A 15,767-nucleotide genomic window follows, 5' to 3' on the forward strand; every position below is an offset into this window, starting at 1 on the left:
ATTTTGAACTTTGCATTTTTCACCTTCCTCACCCGCTCACTCACGCTTCCGGCGGATCCCCAATCTCCTCACTCTTCCCCCGCACCGGCGGCAGCTTTTCTACTAAACCCATCTCAAAGGCCGTGTCGGGCAGGTCGCCCGCGATATATTTGCCCGGTTCAAACACGCGACCGGGGGTGAAGCACATTTGCCGCAGCTCCACAATCTCGGTATTCAAGAACATGGTGCGAGATAAGCGTCGTTCGAGGCCCATAGTTGTCTCCTATTCGTCTAGCTGCCAAAGTTCTCGATTGTAGTTTTCATCCAAAATGCGCTTGGGTCGCAGAATGAGAATCATTTTGCCCAAAATGGGGGTTTCAATCGGGCTAGGTGACCAAGATAGGCTCAGCTGATCGCCTTCGGTGGTAAGAAAGTAGCCGTCGTCGTCCCATGTGCGATCGCTGCGATCAACTACCACCAGCACCGTGTCGTCGGCACCATCGCTGGGGTAGTTGGGCAACTGCCGGGCTTGGGTGAGAATGCCCACCGGGTCCTCGGCCCGAAAAATCACCTGCCAGCCGGGCACCGCAATCCAGGCACTGGCGCCGTTAGCGCTGACCATGCTGAAGGGTTCTTCCGCCACCACTACGGGCACTGCCTTCAAATCGTCCACCGTCAGCGGCATCTGCCCCACTACGGGGATCATTCGCGGCAGCTCGCTTTCAGTTTCGAGCCGGTAGAGGGGCAGCCGAGGGGCGGGGCGGTCTTTAACAACCGTAAAGTCGGTCAGCAGCTTTTCGATGTGCTGGCGGGCGGTGGGGCTTTGGGCAAAGCGCAGGCCTTGGGCAATCAGGCGCGATCGGTCTTGCAGGTCGTCTTTTTGACGGGCTAGCTTCCAGAAGTGGTAGGCGATCGCATCCCCTGGCCCATCGCTAAAGCCCTCGGGCTTGTCTTTGCGGTAGGCATATTCTTTGATCGGCTTTACCAGATCGCGCACCTCCTCAGAGTCGATGCCGTGCTGGAAGATAAAATCGGCAGTGGCGGCGCGATCGCCCTGAGAGAGCACCCGCAGCTCGTAGAGGGCATCGCTGCCCCGCTCGGTAAAGTGAGCCTGGGTCGCCTCGGTCACCCCCGCCTTGAGAATGGATTGGTAGACCTGCTCCGCCACCATAATCTGGTTTTGGTGGATGGGCTCAAAGCCGGTTTCTTCAAAAATTTGCTGGGGAGTGAACCGCGCCTTTTGCAGAGCCTGGCAGCCCTGAGCCCAGTTGACCCAAGTGCCTTCTTTACGCCGCAACCGCAGCAGCACATCCTGCACCGCATCGGCATCAGGGGGAGACGAAGAACCAGGATAAACCATTGCCATTGCCACGTGAACACTACAATCTTCCTGACTCTATCGCGGATGGCTGCCCTTCACCGCTACCGTTGAATAAAACTCAGGGAAAATTTGGGGTTGACGACGGTACCCCCCTTAGGTCACTATTGTTGATGCGCTCAGCGAAAAAGTTGGCGCACAAGGGGCTATAGCTCAGTTGGTAGAGCACTTGCATGGCATGCAAGGGGTCAGCGGTTCGAATCCGCTTAGCTCCATATTCTAGATCAGTACTCAAAGGCTGAAAGCTGAGGTGTTCCGTGTCTGGTGCTGGACACACAGATCAAACATGGCGCAGGTTCAGCCAGAAGACTTTGGGCCACAGGTTCGTTGTTTGTTTGGTGACCTAAGGCTGAAGCACACTTGGGAAAGGCATACAGCCACTTCTTTGTGAGCTGGATTTTTGACTGTATTTGTGACGGCGCAAGAGCCATGCATGACACCGTCGCAGCAGTTTCTAAGCCAATGGGGCAGTGATGGAACTGGCTCAGTATAATTACTCATTAGAAAGCCAGGCTTGAGAATTCAGATAGCGACAAACTCTTTAGATTCTTGAGTACTTGCCTACACCTCAACTTATGCCTGGTGTGTCGTCCGAAAGATAGACAGGATCAGCTTAAAGATTGCATAGCCTGAATACCAAGAAATCCGCCACCTCCTAGGGGAAAGACAAATGCTGAATCGCTCTCATTGGTCCGTTGCAGGTGCAACCGTTGCCGTCCTAGGACTCTCAATCGGGACGTTTGTCCCTTTGCTAACGCTGCAACCTACGTCAGCGATCGCATCCCCTGAGCAGCCTAGCGGACAAGCAGGTTATTTATCAGATACTGAAGGGCATTGGGCGCAGCCTTTTATTCAAAGTCTGACCGCTCAAAACCTGCTCAAGGGCTATCCAGATGGAACGTTTAGACCCGATCAGCCAGTGCGGCGTGACGAGTTTGCTGCCATCCTCAGCCAAAGCTTTAATCAAGTCCAAGAAGACCCGATTGCTGATGGCAGCGTTTATAACGATGTGCCGGTAGATCATTGGGCCAAAGATGCAATTGAAGAAGCTCACGAATCTGGATTTATGTCTGGCTACCCTGGTGGCTTATTTGCACCCGATCGAGAAATTTCAAGAACCGAAGCTCTAGTCTCCCTATCTCAAAACCTCAATCTAGAAGCTCCACCCACCCTCAATGCTTCGGATCCCGCGACCCCCACAGCCAATAATTCAACCGCTCCAGAGCAATCCACGGCCAATCAAGCAGATACCAATAATCAAGTCGCTGTCGCCAACTCAACAGCAGCAAACCAATCCTCTCCTACCACCCAGCGACCTCGCAGAAACACCTTCCTCATGCCGATGGCGCTAACAACTTTGATGCAACCCCTTGTGGCTCCCGCTAGAGCTAGAAACGTTCCTCCTGCGGCTAATCGCCCTGCTCAATCCCCAGATTCTGCCAGCACTGCCGCCGCTCCCAATTCGTCGGCTCCGGCCAATACAGCTGAAGCCCCAAATCGCACCGACCGTGCAGCAGGAGACAATGCTGAGTTTGAGGCCCTGCCTTCAGAGGTCGTGAGCAACTACTATACCGATGCCCAAAAAATTCCGATCTATGCAGTAGATCCGATCGCAACTGCAACCCAGGCAGGCTTAGTGGTTAACTATCCCGACCGCCAACTCCTCAACCCTGATCGGCCCGCTACCCGTGCCGAAATTGCAGCGTTTATTCATCAGGCTCTGGTTCACCAAGGCAGGCTGGCTCCGCTGGCTGATAACCCAGCAGCCAACTACATCGTGGATCCGTCTCAGTCTGGCCAGTAAGGTTGAGGATTCTAGGGGCGATCGTGGGTAAAGTCCGCCTGGCATAACCTCTAGGAGCTAAGCAAATCTGGCAAGTAGAGGTAGGGCGATCGCTTTACTAACACCAATGAAAGTTGGAATTGGCCGAGTAAGGCTCTGAGAGGAGCGCTTAAATTGGCCTCAGTACGGGGCTGACCCACAGTGGCTTGGTCAATTGACCAATGGCAACATTCTCAACTCAGCGCTGCAACTCAATCAAAAGAAAAGAGATCGGTGGAACTTCCACCGATCTCTTTTTTGCTAGTTTACTGGTTGAGAGCAGGAGGTCTAGGAACCTAGAATGCGTAACCTAGGCCGACAGAGCCGTTGACATGGGTGTTGTCATAGAACGACACGTTGACACCACCATTGGCTACGATGCGCTCGGTGATGCGGTAGTCAACCCCACCAGTGAGCATAGGACCGACTTGTGTAGAGCCTTCGGTAGAGACCGACAGGCCAGCGCCAACGTAGGGCAGTATACGACCGTTGTCGGTAATGGCGTTGAAGTCGTAGGTCACGGGCAGCAGGAAGACGGTTTCGCCATCGTCGCCATTGAAGTCGAGGTCGCTGATGACGCCGGGGCGCACTGAGATGTTGTCGGCTACGGTAACCTTGCTGTTGATCGAGAGGCCAATGTCGTCACTGATGCCGACGCCTGCGCCGACGTAGTTGAGGTCAGTGCTGGCATTCTGGGCGTTAGCGGCCATGGGAAGGGCAGCCATAGAAGCGGCGGTAAGACCTAAGGCGATCGCAGCGATAGAACGGGTTTTCATGGTCATTCTCCAAATGCAAACTGTGTGTTGTTGACTGTCTTGTGTTGAGAAGCCCACCCAAAACGGTTTGAACAATGCCATTAGGTTGGATGGGGCCGGCGGAGAAGCAGTTGTCTTCGCTTTCGCCATGACACTGTTGTAGCGCTGGGGCCTAGGCACCCCTTAGCAAGGCCATGACACTTTGTGTAGTGGGTGACACTGGCCCAACAGTGGCAGAGACAGCACCAGTAGGCAGAACCCCTTTATCTACGGGCTTTTTCGGCTTTAGAACTAGCAAAAATGAGCGCTCAAGCTTTTTACCTGCTCGTCTCAATTGAGGCGATATGGCAGGCAGACGGCTCAACTGGCACACTCAACTGTCATAGTTCTCTGGTGACTGGGGTGCTGGTCAACTGGGCTAGCCACCCGCTCAGTTCTACATAGACAAATCTATATAGATTTAATCGAATTAATCACTAATTCCCCTGCTTTAAAACAGAGATTAGACAGTCTGCTCAAGGGCAGGTAGTTTAGACGTATTGACCTTTAGATTTGCTTAAAGGTTGTGGGGTTCTACTACTGTATAAAAGACCCATGAAGTGGGCACACTCACAAGATGCAGTGTGCGTTTTTTAACCACTAAAAATACGGATTGAAATCTTTGAAATCTAGCATTCCACAACTGATTTTAGGTATGCACGTAGGTATTTTCTAGGATCCCAATCACAAAGTAGATGTCTCTAAACAACCAAAATCTCCAATTTTGAGGGCGCGTTAGACATTTACTTCACTGTTTTTCCGCGGCGAACTTTACTACCCCAGCATAGCCAGGCTCACTCATTGGGCTCTGAGCGTTTGGCAGTAGTTATACCCATCTATTCGACTCTATCTGCCTGACCTTGTGCATTATGTGCAGCAAAGTTTAGGCTCATTGCCCTCTTAGGTTTCTTAGCTCCCTCACCTTTTAGCGTATGCAGCGATTTTTTCCGTCCTGGGTCAATACCAGCCTAGGGATCCGCCTGGGAATTGCTTTTAGCAGCATCACGCTTTTGTTGTCGGCTGTTTTAGGCGGCGTGGCTGGAAAGCAGGCGGAGGATCAGATCGAGCGCGATATGGGTTACAGATTGGCAATGATGGCCGATCAACTCACAGAAGAACTAGATCGCAGCTTGTTTGAGCGCTACCGTGAGATTCAAATTATTGCCGAGTTCAAGCTGGTGGGAGAGTTTTCACAACCCACAGGTGAGCGGCAGTCTTTGCTTGAACGCCTCCAGAGCACTTACCCCGACTACACCTGGATTGGCTATACCGACGCCCAGGGTGTCGTTCAAGTCAGCACTCAGGACTTGCTAGAGGGAGTGAGCGTGGCTGAGCGAGACTGGTTTGTTGCGGCTAAAAATGAACCCTTTGTGGGAGATGTGCACGATGCCAAGCTGCTGAGTAAACTCTTGCCCCCCAAGGCCGATGGAGCCCCGCTGCGCCTGCTCGATGTGGCCGCCCCTGTCTACAGCGATCGGGGAGAACTCCAGGGCGTTTTAGGGGCTCACATCACCTGGGAATGGGTAGAAGGGGTAGCTGCCTCACTGATGCAGGAGCCCACTGCCAACAACCAAGCTGTTTTTATTGTCGATGCTCTGGGCAAGGTCATTCTTGGCCCTGAGGCCTGGCAGGGGCAGCAGCTGAACTTAAACAGCTTGCGCCTGGCCCAGACTGAGACAAAGGGTTTTACCGTAGAGCGCTGGCCCGATGGTCAACACTATTTAGTCGGGTTTGTCAGCAGTCAGGGGCACAGCAGCTACCCCGGCCTGGGCTGGACAATTTTAGTGCACGAGCCGGTGTCTACAGCCTTTAGCCCAGCTCGAGCCCTGTTTTGGAAAATTTTGCTGGGCGGATTGGGCCTCGGCAGTGGGTTTGTGGTTGTGGGTTGGATCGCGGCCTACCGCATCACTAAGCCCCTGCTACAAATTGCTGCTGCCGCCGATCAAATTCGCGACGGCAACCGCGATGTGTTGCTGCCCCGGGTTAAGGGCCGCAACGAGGTCTCTCGGTTAACGGAGGCGTTTACCCAGCTGACTGCTAACTTGTTTGCCCAGGAAACAGCGCTGCGCACCAGCAACTCGCAGCTCAGGCAGCAGCTTCAAGCCAAAAGGCTCATGGGGCGATCGCTGAAGCGGAGCCATGAACAACTGCGGCAAATTGTCGATGGCATCGAAGACTCGCTGCTGCTGCGAGAGGTCAGCACTGGCAAGCTGATTTACTCCAACCATCGGTTTGCGGATCTCTACCAGGATGTCGTGGCAGACAACTCTTCCCCTGGGGCCTGGCTACAGTATGTTCATCCTGACGATCGCCCCTGGGTTGGTGAGAAATTTGCGAACGAGCTTCAGGGCAAAGCCTTTTTCAATGACGAATATCGATTCATAGGTGCCGATGGCCATACCCGATGGATTTGGAATCGCTCGTTTCCGATTCGAGACGAGCAGGGTGAGGTTTATCGCTACGTTGTGATTGAGCGAGATATTACTGAAATTAAGCAGGCCACCGATGCCCTGCAACAGTTGATGGCTGGTACGGCAGCGGTCACCGGGGAGGCATTTTTTCAACAGCTGGTGGGGCATTTGGCCTCGGCCCTAGATGCCGACTGCGTCTATGTGGCAGAACGCCAAACCGATGAGATGCGCACCTTAGCCTTTTGGTGTGAGGGAGAGCTACAGCCCAATATCACGATCGCAGCGACAGAGATGCCCTGTGCCCTGGTGCTAAATCAGGGTTTTCATCGCTGCGTTGACCAGGTTGCCCAGTCGTTTCCCACCAACTCCTTTTTGGAGCGTTTGGAGCTAAAGGGCTACGTCGGGGTAACGATGACCAGCGCCGGGGGCGATGTGCTAGGTCTGCTCTGCGTGATGAGCAAACGGCCACTGCGCGATCGCATTGACTATGCCACCATTCTGCAAATTTTTGCCAACCGAGCCGCCGCTGAGCTAGAGCGTCAGCAGGCTAAAGCGGCCTTGCAGCAGAGTGAGGTCCGCTTTCGACTGCTGGCCGAAAATGTTAAAGATTTGGTCTGTCTGCACGACCTGTCGGGTAAGTTTCTCTACCTGAGCCCCTCTTGCAGTGCGCTCCTGGGTTTCGAGCCCGAAGACTTGGTGGGCAGCGATCCCTACCGCCAGTGCCATCCAGAAGATCGCCCCCTGATTCAGCCTCAGTTTCAGCAGGCACTTCACGATCCAGCTGCTGGCCCAATCACCTATCGGGCGCGCTGCAAAAACAGGCGCTACATCTGGCTCGAAACGCTCATCAAGGTGATCTGCTCAGACGAGGGCGTGCCCACCTACCTGCAAACCAGCTCTCGCGACATTAGTGACCAGGTGCGAATGCTTCAGCAGATGGAGCACGATGCCACCCATGACAGCCTGACCGGATTGCCCAATCGCAGCCTGCTGCTTGAGCGGTTGAATCTGGCCGTCAAGCGGATTCATCAGCACGATGACGCCCAGTTTGCGGTGCTGCTCATTGATCTCGATCGCTTCAAGGTCATTAACGATAGCCTGGGGCATCAGGTGGGCGATCGCCTGCTCCAGCTGATTGCCAAGCGGCTGCAGGCGGCCATCGGCGGCGTTGATCTGGCGGCTCGCCTAGGCGGCGACGAATTTGTGCTGCTGATCGAAGATATTGACAATCTGACGGCGGCGGTGCGCACCGCCGAGCGAGTGTTGAGCAGTTTTCAAACGGCTATACCTCTGGCTAGCCAAGAGGTTGTCATCGGCGCCAGTATTGGCATTGTGGTGGGCGATCGCAGCTACAGCGAAGGCATCAATATTTTGCGCGACGCCGAGATTGCCATGTACTCAGCCAAGCAAACGGGCCAGCTGGGCTATACGATTTTCAACCAAACCATGCATCAGAAGGCGTTGCAGCGCCTAGAGCTGGAAAACGCCCTGCGTCTGGCTATTGCCCAGCAGGAGCTGACCCTGCGCTACCAGCCCATCGTCGATCTGGCCACTGGCCACCTAGTGGGCTTTGAGGCCCTGGTGCGCTGGCAGCATCCGGTCAAAGGCATGATCTCTCCGGTTGACTTCATCCCCATTGCCGAAGATACAGGGCTAATCGTGCCCCTCGGCACCTGGGTGTTAAAGACCGCCTGTCAGCAATTGGCCGCCTGGCAGGTGCAGTTCCCTACAGCAGCAGCGCTCAAAATGAGCGTTAACCTCTCGGTGGTTCAGCTCAAAGAGGCCAACCTGGTGGATCTCGTGGAGCAGGTTTTGGCTGAAACCGGTTTGCCAGGGCATTGTCTCGCCCTCGAAATTACTGAGAGCATGTTTATGGAAGACATCGAAGTCATCAACCAGCGGCTACAGCAGCTCAACCACCAGGCCATCCAGATCAGCATTGACGACTTTGGTACCGGGTTCTCTTCCCTCAGCTATTTGCACCGGCTCTCGGTCAACAATCTCAAAATCGATCGGTCGTTTGTCAGCAACCTGTCTGAGAATCACCGCAACCTCAGCATGGCGAGAACGATTATTAATCTGTCTCAGCAGCTAGGCTTAACCACCATTGCCGAAGGCATCGAAACCCCAGAACAACTTCAGCAGCTTAGATCGCTAGGCTGTCAACTGGGCCAGGGGTATCTGTTTAATGCTCCGGTCACGACGGCGGTAGCAGAAACGCTTTTAGCTGAGCTGACCGAGGTTCAGGTGGCTCAAGCTTAGGGATTAAAGGGTTCAGGGTTCAAGGTGTAGGGTTTAAGGTCTGCTTTGAACCCTACACCCTGAACCCTATACCTTAAACCCCAAACCCCGCTCCCCTATCCCTTTGCTTAGCAGCCTACTGAGGCTCGCTCTGGCTCTGAATAGCCGCGTTGATCTGGTTAAAAATTTTCTCAAACAGTTCAGGGGGGGCACCGCCAGGAATCAGCAGGTCATTCATGATGAAGGAGGGCGTGCCCTGAAGCTGAAGCTGCTCGGCCAGGGCTAGGTCTTGGCTAATAGCGGACTCGGCTGCGGCACTGGTGCGATCGCGGTTGAACTGCTCCATGTCGAGCTGCATGGCTTCGGCCAGTTCAATATAGAGGTCTTCGCCCAAGCGATTTTGGTTGACAAACAGACCGTCGTGGTAGAGCCAAAACTGCCCCTGCTGCCCCGCCGCCCAGGCCGCCTTCGCTGACGGCATCGCCTCGGGGTGAATTTGGGTGAGGGGAAAATGCTTATAGACGTAGAAAATTTCGTCCTCGTGCTGGTCCACAAACTCATTCATGTTGCCCGCCGCCACGGCACAGTAGGGGCACTGAAAGTCGGAGAACTTAAACAACACAATTGGCGCGTTGGGGTTGCCCTTGGTAGGCGAAGAGCCAATTAAGCTAGCCCGATCGCTTGAGGTGATCACCTCGGTGACGATTTCCTGATGGGCCTCGGGGTCAGGGGGCGGACTGGCCTGGTTGCGCCGGGGTAAGAAAATCACCAGTGGAATTGCTGTTCCCACCAGCAAAGCGACCACAATGCTCCACAGCAGCAGTTTGGATTCGCGCAGCCGCGCCAAGACCTTATCCATGGGCTTCCTTTTCCGTGCTAGGGCTATCCTCATCATGCCGCTGTGGGGGCAGCCTAGCCAGCTTTTTCTCAGAGAAACGTTGCCTACCGGCAGGGCAGCGGCCCAGCGGGTGGAGCGCCCTGATCAATGCGTTGCCAGACGATGTTGTGCAGGCGGCGCTTGGCCCGAGAAGCGCGCTGGCGCAGGGCGACTTCACTGGCTAGCGGCTGCCCCTCAGCGGTCAGCCACTGACTAATTTGGTCCCACGACCAGCCGCGCACGGTGCGTAGATAGAGTAGGCAGGTGGCGGTGGGGTCTTCTTGGTAGAGCAGGTGCAAAGCCTGGTAGAGCAGGTCCAGCTCTTCCAGCAGCATCTGCTGCTGCATCAGGTTGAGGCGATAGTCAGGCAGGATCGCCTCTATGACCTGGGGGTCGGTGGCACTGGCGCGGTGCTGGCGCTTGCGTTCGTAGATTACGTGAACGGCCGTAGCCTTGAGCCAGGCATAGGGGTTGCGAATCACCTCTCCAGTCTGGAGCTTCTTTTTGCCCCGCAGATAGGCCTCGTGGAGAATTTCGTGGGCTTCGAACTGGGCGTCTAGGTGGTACTGCTTGAGAGTTCTTTGAATGGCACTGAGCAGGGTGTAGGCATGGGCGTTGTCTTTGCTGAGAATTTCACTCAGCGCTTGATCGAACACATCTTGGGCTGGAGCATCGGCGGGTGGGCGGAACTCATTAAAACCACTGGTGTCGTCAGGTTGGCTCATATTCCCTAGGGCCTTAGTGCGGCATCACTCACTTTCTAAGTGATAGAAATGACTCCACTGTGACATTTCAAATCGCGGAAACTGGCGCTCAAAAACCGTGAAAGAATTCTGGCAAAAAATTTTGGATTGGCTTGTCACAAACGGCGGCCTCAAGCCACTAATACACTAGTGCGGCAATCTCCAAACCCAGTTAGCCTTGGCTTTAACCGGGTTTAGTTTGGGGCTTTGCCTGGGTTTTGACTGCTTGGCAGCTGGCTGGCGTAAGCCTGTGGCACTCTGCTCTGCGATGGTCGTTGGCATAGCCGCCCTAGAGGGGCTAGACCGGCCCCCTAGGGCCATCGCATGGGCACCACAGCAGCGGGCGGTTAGCCAATCTCGGTTGTCTATTTTGCTTTCCCTCCGGAGGCACGCGAGGAGTCATGAACACGGAACACGCGACGGCACCCCTAGACGATCCTTCTATGGCAGGCGCTCCCGGCTCCGCTGTAGTCGATCTACTCACCGCCCGAGACCAAGCCCCGATTGACGCGCTCAGGCGGGGGCTAGAACAGCACCGCCAGACGCTGGTTGACTACTGCACTCTGGCCCTTCAACCCCGGCTGTCTGCTGCTGACGAGGCTCGCTTGAGCGCGATTTTAGACCAGGCCGTCGATGACCCGCTGCTCAGCTTTTGGCTCGACGAGGCCGATGGCTGGGTGGGCGAACACCTCAACCTCATGCCCGCCGATGTGCTGCGACAGCAGCAGCACCGGCTCCAGCGCATCCTCGGGCAAACCTGGGTTGATACCTTGTGGAACGATTTGCAGCACGGTACTAAAGCCCTTCAGGCCTACCTCAAGCGAGTGGGAGTCTACAGCGGTGCGATTGACGGCATCATGGGGCCTACCACCCAGCGCGCGATAGAATCCCTGAAGACGGCATACCCCGACGGTCTTCCCCTGGGGTATTTATAGGAATAGGTGCTATGGGCCAGCGACAGGTAGGGCAAGGGCGGCGGGCAGTCTTGGCTTTGGTAATGGGGCTGCTGCTGGCTCTGAGGCTGACTGTGGGGGCCAGCGGCGCGATCGCATCACCAGCCCCGCCATCAACCGTCACCATTCACCTGGGCACACCGGCAGGCAACCTGCGGTTTGAGCCTGACCAGCTCACCTTCACGGCGGGTCAGCGCTATCGCCTGGTGCTCGACAACCCCAGCCCCGAAAAGCACTATTTCACCGCCAAAGACTTTGCCGACGGCCTCTGGACCCAAAAGGTGCAGGCGGGCAATGTAGAGGTGAAGGGGGCGATCCACGAGCTAGAACTCAAGCCGGGAGCGATCGCCGAGTGGGTGTTTGTGCCTGAGCGCCCTGGCACCTACGAGCTGCACTGTGCGATCGCAGGCCATGCCGAAGCAGGTATGGTCGGGCAGCTTAAAGTTGTTCCAAACCCAGCGTAACTTTCCTAGAGTTAACCTTCACTTACAAGCCCAAAAGCATGGAAAAGGCCGTGCTTTAATGAACTAAGCCGTCAGGTTGCGGCGCGATGGCCCTAAAGGGGCCGGTCTTTGACCACCGCCGCCCTTCGCCTCATCAGGGACATCGCTTCTGTGCTCCCCCTCAACCGTTAGTGGAGATGACCTTTCAAACCCCTTCGGGCGCAACCACTCTCTCCCGTCGCCTCAGCATCCAGGCCGCCCTCGATCAGGTAGTCTCCCGAGAGGCCCACCGCAACGAACTCCAGCTGTCCTACGTGCGCATGGGCGTGCTGCTGATCTCCCTGCTGCTCGACGTGGCCGTATTTTTGTTTCCCCAGGCGCTGCTGGGCAAAGACCACGTGCCGCCCACTGTGATGATCATTAGCCTCTGCGCTAACCTGTTTGCCCTCGGGCTGGTGGTCATTTTGCGCCAGGGCCTGTCAATGGAAGCCCTGCACCACTGGCAGGTGATCATTCCCCTCTTCGACAACCTGCTGCTGTGGGCCTTCATCACCAATATTTGGCGGGTGCTGGGGGCTACTCAACCGCTGATTTTGACCAATGTGGTGGCTTTTTGCAGCCTGGTGGCTGTATCGGGAGGGCTGCGTCTGAGCCGCCGCGCGGCGCTGCTCACCTCCCTGCTGGCTCTGGCTAACTTTGGCTACGCGGCGGTGCTGTTTAAGCTCAATCTGGCCCTGGCCCTGTTTGCCGGCATCACGGTATTTGGCACCGGCTATTTGGGCATGCGCATGGCGGTGATTGTGCGCCGCCACGTCAAAAATGAGTCGGGCCGCCTGCTGATGGCGCAGTTTTTGCCTAAAACCATTGTCGAAGCGGCCTTTGAGGCGCCCTTAGAACTGCTGCAACAGTCCCAGAAGCGTGACGTTACCGTGGTGGTGACCGATCTGCGCGAGTTTACCCACTTTGCTGAGGCTCTAGAACCCCAGACGGCCCTGGATTTTCTCAATCGCTATCAGGGGTTATTGGCCACTATTGTGGAGCATCACGGGGGCTGGGTAGATAAGTTTATGGGCGACGGCATGCTGGCGGTTTTTGGCGCCCCCGACCCGTTAGAAAACCATGCCCGTAGCGCCCTCACCGCCGCCTCCGCTATGGTGCGGGAGGTCACGCAAATTTCGCCCTTGGCTATGGGAGTCGGGGTACACTCTGGCCCAGTGGTTGCGGGCTGCCTGGGCACCAGCGGTCGCCTTGAGTTTACGGTGATTGGCGATACGGTCAACGTGGCCGCCCGGCTCGAAGCGTTAACGAAGACTTTGGGACATGGGGTGCTAGTGAGCGATGCCACTCGACAGCGAGCGGTTTCCTGGCCTTTGCAGTCTGTGGGGGTGCACCCTATTCGCGGTCGAGCCCAAGAACTGGAGCTGTTTACCCTCGCTTAGGATCCTCACTCAGCAACAGCCACAGTAGGGAGGCTATGCCCTCCGATAGAGGTTGTTGACACGGTATTGTGGCATCTCTAAGGTTAGATCGTTAAGCTTATTTGCTACCTTGGTTACGCTTTGTAGACCACCACAGAAATTTTATAAAGAAGTGCCCCGCCAAGAGTGTTGAACCCGTAATGCCTCCGGATTTCCCCGATGACTCCTTCGCTATCCTGGCTGTAGACGATTCTCCAGACAACTTGTTCCTGATCGAGTCGATTCTGGACGATCCTGACTACCGCATGACCTGTGTGGAGAGCGGCCAGGCGGCCTTGGATGTGGTACGGCAGGTACCTCCCCCGGATCTAATTTTGCTCGATGTCATGATGCCGGGCCTAGATGGCTATGCCGTGACCCAAAGGATTCGCGACGATACAAGCCTGCCCTATATTCCCATTTTGCTGATCACGGCCCACGATCAGTCGAGTCTGGTGCAGGGGCTTGATGCTGGGGCAGATGATTTCATCCGCAAGCCAGTGGACGTCAATGAACTGCGGGCTAGGGTGCGATCGCTGCTTCGCCTCAAGCGCAGCATGGATGCCCAAGCCAATATGATTCGTCAGCGGGACGACTTTGTGGCCCGTCTCACCCACGACCTGCGCACTCCTCTGGTGGCTGCCAACCGCATGCTCAAGCTGTGCCAGGGCGATGCCTTTGGCCCCATGCCCGACGACGGCAAAGAGGCGCTCGCCACCATTGTCGATAGCAACCGCCATCTGCTCAGCATGGTCAATACGCTACTCGAGGTGTACCGCCATGAGGCTGGGCACAAGGCGCTGACCCTGTCGCCCGTCAATCTCTTTAACCTGGCTGAAACCGTAGTGACTGAGTTGGCCCCCATTGCCGCCGAGAAATCGCTTACGGCTGTGCTGTGTCGGGCTGACCGGGTAGATTCTCCTCACCCCGTCTCTGCCGGGGCCCTCAACGGCGGTGCTACTACAGATGGGTTTACTCGAGGGAACAGTCTGTTGAACGACGATGCGTTTACCGTTGCCGGCGACCATTTAGAGCTGCGCCGGGTAATTACCAATCTGATTGGCAATGCCATCAAATTTACTGATGTCGGCCATGTCACCGTTACGGTGGGCAGTGAACCGCACCTGCCGCCTGAGGTTGAGGCGACCGGCTCCCCTCGCGATGGCGTAGCCTCTCCTCTGGAGAATCGCCCCTGGGTTTGGCTGTCTGTAGCCGACACTGGCATCGGCATTCCCGCCGCCGAGCAGGCGGCGGTGTTTGAGTGGTTTCGCCAGGGCAACCATGCTCGGGCGGGCCATGGTTTGGGACTGCACCTATCCCAGCGGATTGCGAAGCTCCACAACGGGATTATTTCCCTCACGTCTGAAGCTGGCCAGGGAAGCTGCTTCACGCTTTATTTGCCCCAACTTGGCAGCGCAGAGTAAGGGAAGCCCTCGGCCTACTAGGGGATGGCCTCGCCTGGGGGTTTAGCTAGCATGGAAGTACCCTTCCACCTACTTAAGCGACACTATGCGCATTGGGCTACCCAAGGAAATCAAAGATCAGGAATTTCGCGTGGGGTTGACCCCAGCGGCGGTGCAAAGCCTCGCTCAGCAGGGGCACTCGGTGGTAGTGCAAACCGGAGCTGGGGCCGGGTCGGGCTTTGAGGATGGCGACTATCACGCGGCTGGGGCCACCCTGGTAGCCGACGCGGCCACCGCCTGGAGCCAGGACATGGTGGTGAAGGTCAAAGAACCTCAGCCTTCGGAGTACGGCTTTTTTCGCCGCGACCTGATTTTATTTACCTACCTGCATTTGGCCGCCGAGCGATCGCTCACCGCAGCGCTAATGCAGAGCGGCATTGAGGCGATCGCCTACGAAACCGTCACCGCTGCCGACGGCAGGCTGCCCCTGCTCACCCCCATGAGCGTGATTGCCGGACGACTCTCGGTCCAGTTTGGTGCCCGCTATCTAGAGCGCCAGCAGGGGGGGCGAGGGGTGTTGCTGGGCGGCATGCCCGGTGTGGCCCCCGGCACCGTAGTGATTTTAGGCGGCGGTGTGGTCGGTACCGAGGCTGCCAAAATGGCCATCGGGCTGGGGGCCAGGGTGCAGATTATCGATCTCAACGTCGATCGCCTGGCCTACCTCGAAACCCTGTTCGGTTCCCGCGTTGAGCTACTTTATAGCGGCCCCGCCCAAATTGCCGCCTCTGTACCCCAGGCCGATCTGCTAATTGGGGCGGTGTTGGTGCCCGGACGCAAGGCTCCTACCCTGGTCTCGAAGGAGCTGGTGGCCACCATGCGCCCCGGCTCAGTCATTATTGACGTCGCTGTGGACCAGGGCGGTTGCATTGAAACCCTGCGCCCCACCTCCCATAGCCAGCCGACCTATGTCGAGCAGGGGGTAGTGCACTTTGGCGTGCCCAACATGCCCGGTGCTGTGCCCTGGACGGCCACCCAGGCCCTTAACAACGCTACCCTGCCCTACGTGCTCAAACTAGCGCGCAACGGGCTGGATGCGCTGGCTACTGACAGTGGCTTGGCTGCGGGGCTGAATGTTTCGGCGGGGCAGATCGTCCATCCTGCGGTGCGAGAGGTGTTTCCCGATTTGGCAGGGCAGACCGGTGGAACGTTGGTAGGGGTGTAGAACGTGAATCATTGACATTCGCTAATGACAGTGACGTTGTGCAT

At 56.4% G+C, this 15,767-nt stretch carries 12 protein-coding genes and 1 tRNA gene; 8 read left to right on the forward strand and 5 right to left on the reverse strand.

Annotated features, from left to right (window positions below; translation table 11 throughout):
* Positions 1–40: 40 nt before the first annotated feature.
* Positions 41–253 (reverse strand): hypothetical protein, encoded by a 213-nt coding sequence (locus H6F75_RS25160; RefSeq protein ID WP_190755667.1) that lies wholly within the window; start codon positions 251–253, stop codon positions 41–43.
* A gap of 9 nt (positions 254–262) precedes the next feature.
* Positions 263–1,339: a RuBisCO accumulation factor 1 gene (locus H6F75_RS25165; protein ID WP_190755959.1), complete on the reverse strand. Its 1,077-nt coding sequence runs from the start codon at positions 1,337–1,339 to the stop codon at positions 263–265.
* A 160-nt stretch (positions 1,340–1,499) separates the two neighbouring features.
* Here H6F75_RS25165 and H6F75_RS25170 point away from each other — a divergent pair.
* A tRNA-Ala gene (locus H6F75_RS25170) sits at positions 1,500–1,572 on the forward strand.
* A 533-nt stretch (positions 1,573–2,105) separates the two neighbouring features.
* Positions 2,106–3,161 (forward strand): S-layer homology domain-containing protein, encoded by a 1,056-nt coding sequence (locus tag H6F75_RS25175; protein WP_199304125.1) that lies wholly within the window; start codon positions 2,106–2,108, stop codon positions 3,159–3,161.
* A 314-nt stretch (positions 3,162–3,475) separates the two neighbouring features.
* On the opposite strand, the gene H6F75_RS25180 is transcribed toward H6F75_RS25175, so the two are convergent.
* Positions 3,476–3,955, reverse strand: coding sequence for a hypothetical protein (locus tag H6F75_RS25180; protein ID WP_242020348.1), 480 nt, complete (start codon positions 3,953–3,955; stop codon positions 3,476–3,478).
* Between the two features lie 950 nt (positions 3,956–4,905).
* Between H6F75_RS25180 and H6F75_RS25185 the strand changes: the two genes are divergently transcribed.
* Positions 4,906–8,646 carry an EAL domain-containing protein gene (locus H6F75_RS25185; protein WP_190755673.1) on the forward strand — a complete coding sequence of 1,247 codons (3,741 nt, stop codon included), beginning with the start codon at positions 4,906–4,908 and terminating at the stop codon, positions 8,644–8,646.
* Positions 8,647–8,761: 115 nt separating this feature from the next.
* On the opposite strand, the gene H6F75_RS25190 is transcribed toward H6F75_RS25185, so the two are convergent.
* Positions 8,762–9,484, reverse strand: a complete 723-nt coding sequence (locus tag H6F75_RS25190) for a thioredoxin domain-containing protein (RefSeq protein ID WP_242020349.1) — start codon at positions 9,482–9,484, stop codon at positions 8,762–8,764.
* 83 nt (positions 9,485–9,567) lie between these two features.
* Complete coding sequence (locus tag H6F75_RS25195) at positions 9,568–10,227, reverse strand: hypothetical protein (RefSeq protein WP_190755677.1); 660 nt, start codon at positions 10,225–10,227, stop codon at positions 9,568–9,570.
* A 419-nt stretch (positions 10,228–10,646) separates the two neighbouring features.
* Here H6F75_RS25195 and H6F75_RS25200 point away from each other — a divergent pair, with 419 nt between their 5' ends.
* The 5 genes from H6F75_RS25200 to ald all read left to right on the forward strand — a co-directional run bounded on the left by H6F75_RS25200 (position 10,647) and on the right by ald (position 15,723).
* Positions 10,647–11,180: a peptidoglycan-binding domain-containing protein gene (locus H6F75_RS25200; protein ID WP_190755679.1), complete on the forward strand. Its 534-nt coding sequence runs from the start codon at positions 10,647–10,649 to the stop codon at positions 11,178–11,180.
* An 11-nt stretch (positions 11,181–11,191) separates the two neighbouring features.
* Complete coding sequence (locus H6F75_RS25205; protein WP_190755681.1) at positions 11,192–11,662, forward strand: cupredoxin domain-containing protein; 471 nt, start codon at positions 11,192–11,194, stop codon at positions 11,660–11,662.
* 176 nt (positions 11,663–11,838) lie between these two features.
* Positions 11,839–13,080, forward strand: coding sequence for an adenylate/guanylate cyclase domain-containing protein (locus H6F75_RS25210; RefSeq protein ID WP_190755683.1), 1,242 nt, complete (start codon positions 11,839–11,841; stop codon positions 13,078–13,080).
* Positions 13,081–13,259: 179 nt separating this feature from the next.
* Entirely contained in the window at positions 13,260–14,522 is a 1,263-nt protein-coding gene (locus H6F75_RS25215) for a hybrid sensor histidine kinase/response regulator (RefSeq protein ID WP_190755685.1), read from the forward strand.
* Positions 14,523–14,607: 85 nt separating this feature from the next.
* Entirely contained in the window at positions 14,608–15,723 is a 1,116-nt protein-coding gene (gene ald, locus H6F75_RS25220) for an alanine dehydrogenase (RefSeq protein WP_190755687.1), read from the forward strand.
* The last annotated feature ends 44 nt before the right edge of the window (positions 15,724–15,767 follow it).

Source organism: Nodosilinea sp. FACHB-131 (assembly GCF_014695395.1).
Taxonomy (GTDB): domain Bacteria; phylum Cyanobacteriota; class Cyanobacteriia; order Phormidesmidales; family Phormidesmidaceae; genus Nodosilinea.